The 3,599-nt window shown below is 50.0% G+C and carries 2 protein-coding genes; one reads left to right on the forward strand and one right to left on the reverse strand.

Features of this window, described 5'->3' with window-relative positions; all coding sequences use genetic code 11:
- Nucleotides 1–248: 248 nt before the first annotated feature.
- The gene (locus AAFP11_RS30010; protein WP_341740279.1) at nucleotides 249–1,160 is read right to left on the reverse strand and encodes a hypothetical protein; all 912 of its coding nucleotides are present in this window, start codon (nucleotides 1,158–1,160) and stop codon (nucleotides 249–251) included.
- 478 nt (nucleotides 1,161–1,638) lie between these two features.
- Between AAFP11_RS30010 and AAFP11_RS30015 the strand changes: the two genes are divergently transcribed.
- A partial coding sequence (locus AAFP11_RS30015; RefSeq protein WP_341740280.1) for a ribonuclease R family protein occupies nucleotides 1,639–3,599 on the forward strand: 1,961 nt, incomplete at its 3' end.

Raw genomic sequence — 3,599 nt, forward strand, 5'->3', positions numbered from 1 at the left:
AGAATGGACTACTGGGTGATGTTGAGTGACCGAGATAGTTGAGCATTTCTACTCATTTTTGTCTCGGATGATTCACTTTTACCCCCTCAACCCGCCTATGTGCCAGTTGGGGGTGCGGAATGTGGGTTACTAAGGGGAGGGAGTAAGATTATTGTTGTTTCCTCCCTTAATAAGGGGGGACTAAGGGGGATAAATTTGACTTTTGCAAGAGTTCTATTCTGTTTTTTTAAGTGGCTTTACTTACGTTATTAAGGTAAAGATTCCAGATATTGCAGAAAGTCAAACAATTCCTCCCTACTTAAGAAGTGTCGCGCTTCCTTACCGTAACCTTGTTTGAGATAATCCTTTCCTTGACTGGGACTCCAGCCCAAGCGCTTGATTTCATCAGTGGTTCTGCTGTAGATTTCCAGGTATTCTAGGAAGTCTACCAACTCGCCCGCAGACAGCAGTGCCTGGGATAGTTTACCGTAATTTTGTTGCAGACAGTCAGTTTCTTGTTTTTTAGTCCATTTCAGGCGCTTCATGGTGGCTTCGACTTGGGCGATCGTCTCAGAAATATCCTCGATCGCATCACTCGGAATCCCAACCGCAATTGGTTCCAACTCCCTAACTTCGGCAGCCCCCTGTAAAATTTCAGTTTGGCTAGCCCTTGGCACCTCCCGTTCCTGAATCGGTGCGCCGTAGCTGGAAGACAGCCAAGCATCGGAGTCAAATTCCTCTCTAGAGGCTGTCACAGTTCGATCGACCATAGGGGGCAACGGTTCCGGTATCGGTGCGATCGCCTCTTCGATTAATGGCGATGGAGTATTGACAAAATTGCTCTGATGTGGTAAAGCAAAATTGTCAGTAGTAACAGGCCTTTCTAACACAGGAGGTGCCACGGGAGCCGGAGGTGCTACGGGAGCCGGAGGTGCTACGGGATGCGGAGAAACATGGGCGATCGTCGGAGGTTGAGCCGGATCAAATCCAAGGACAGCGAGCGATCGCAACCGAGCGCGGTCCTCAGCATCCTCAACCGACTCAGCAGCCGACATACCTGTAGCGAGAGTTTTGCCATCAACCTGAAGCAGACAGCGAACCACAAACTTGCCGTGATGAACAGTCAGCAATTCACAAATTAACTGTCCAGTGGGATAAAGGGCGCGAAATTGAGCAAACATAATGTTTTGACCCCGAAACCAGATGGGGCTTATGGCTTAAGTGTAGTACAATCAGCGAAAAAACAATTTTCTGAAAGCACCTATTCAACATACAATAAATTAAAGGTGAATCATCCGCGCAACCTTTCACGCCACTAAACCCCATGCCACATCCCGCGGTTTAAGCTAACAGCCACCGTCAGGTCATTTCTACCTATCGGAAATGGCAAAGCAACTAAGCAAAAGTAGTAAGGGTAAGAGACAGTTTTCTGCACCGTCAGAAGTCAGTTGAAGACAGACAGCAGAAAATTTGCCACCACCAGAGTCGGGAGAGAATTTCCTAAAAAAATCCCGCGCTCAAACTAGGTGGCTGTGCTTGTCTACACCTAACTAACCCCCGCCAGATCTAGGGCGTATAAGCACAGCGAAAGCGGGAAAGAGCGTGGCGGATTTCGCCAAAATTAGACTAATTGCTGGAAAAAAGAGGATCGATCGCTACATGGAATTTTCTATCGCTGCACTGTTGGCCAATTTTACAGAAGACAAATTAGTGGCTCCCAAAGCATTAGAGAAAAAACTCGATTGCAATGATGTCACCAGTCAACTCAAACTTCAAATCGCATTAGAAGCTCTAGAGAAAATTGGGATTTTAGTCAAAGACAAAGGTCGATATCGCCGAGTAACTGAAGACGATGTGGTAGAAGCAAAACTGCGCTGTTCCAGCAAAGGATTTTGCTTCGCAATTCAAGACGCCGAAGGTTCAGAAGACGTTTACGTGCGGGAAAGTCATCTCTCAACAGCATGGAATGGCGATCGAGTCTTAGTCAAAATCATCAAAGAAGGTAGCCGCCGCCGTTCCCCCGAAGGCGAAGTGATGTTGATACTCGAACGCGCCAACCCCTCGGTACTAGCCAGAGTCAAGCAAACAGCCACCCCCACCGGCCGACTCAGCTACAGAGCAATTCCCCTCGACGATCGCCTGCTATTTGAACTAGACTTACTGGCAAACGGTACCAATCTGCAAGAGGCGATCGACCACCTGGTACACGTCGAAGTCAAACGCTATCCCCTAGGCACCCACCGCCCAGTCGGAAAAGTAGTACAGGTACTAGGTTCCGACGCCGAAGCCGCCGACGACCTCGACATCGTATGCTGCAAACACGACTTACCGCGATCGTTTCCCCCAGCAGTCATCAAAGCAGCCGAAAATTTACCCAGCAAACTCAAAAAAACCGACATCAAAAAACGCCTGGATTTGCGTAACATCCTCACAGTCACTTTCAGCAACAACGAACCGGGAGAAACCAACAGCGACAAAAATTATGATGTCCCAGAAACCGAGCCAGAAAGTTTCTCTCCCACAGCCGAAAACGAATTCGATCCAGCCTCATTCCTGTGGGACCCGCCTGTGGAACGTGCTCTCTCCATTGAAACCCTGAAATCGGGAGGTTGGCAAGTCGGAATTCACATCGCCGACGTCGCTGAGTACGTGCAACCCGAAACCCCGATCGACCGAGAAGCCCGCAAGCGAGGCACAGCAGCCCATCTGGGAGACAAAATCATCGCCGTGCTACCATCCATCGTCCACGAGCGCTGCTCTTTGCTACCAGACACCGAACGACTGGCCTTCAGCGTGTTGCTCACCCTTGACGAATCCGGGGAACTGGTTGAATACTCCATTCAAACCAGCGTCATTCAAATTGACTACCAGCTCAGCTATCACCAAGCAGAAGCAATTCTGGCATCGACCTCCGATGACGAAACTCAGCCTTTATCCACAGCCCTTCGTCCTTTCCTAGAGCAAATCTCCGCAGCCTCCCAGGCCGCCAGAAAGGCGAGGCTCCAGCGAGGAGCTTTTGAACTAAATTTGCCCGACGCCAACTCTCACTTCGACGATGAAGGGGAATTGGGAGCATTTGCGATCGCCCCCCCAGCCCAGTCTGCCGTATCTGAATTAGTCGTACTCGCCAACCAAGCCGTAGCCACCCACCTGCAAGCCCTGGGAGTCCCCGGAATTTACCGCGTCCAGCCCATGCCAGATCATGCAGACATTCAAGAGTTCATCAAACTTTCCAACAACCTCGGAGGCGAACTGTATCTAGAAAACGAAGAAGAAGTTCTGCCCCTAGACTTTCAGCGATTTACTCAGCAGTTTGCCGGATTGAAATCCGAAAGAGTGCTCACCTACCTGCTGGAAGACACCATGAAGCCGGCGGTTTACAGCACAACACCCAAGCCACACTTCGGTTTAGCTTTGGCAGAAGGTTACACGCGCTGTACTTCCCCACTATCTCGCTATGCAGATTTACTGGTGCTGCGATTGTTGCAAGCAGTATTCGAGCAAGGCCGCAGCAGCCGTACCACACGGGCCAAGGAAAAAGTTGACCTGCACCATTCCTCCTGTCACGGCCAAATTACTTGGAATGTTCTCCCCCCAGACTTACACCACGAATTTGAGAC

The sequence above is a fragment of the Microcoleus sp. CAWBG640 genome (assembly GCF_020883015.1).
Taxonomy (GTDB): Bacteria; Cyanobacteriota; Cyanobacteriia; order Cyanobacteriales; family Microcoleaceae; genus Microcoleus; species Microcoleus anatoxicus.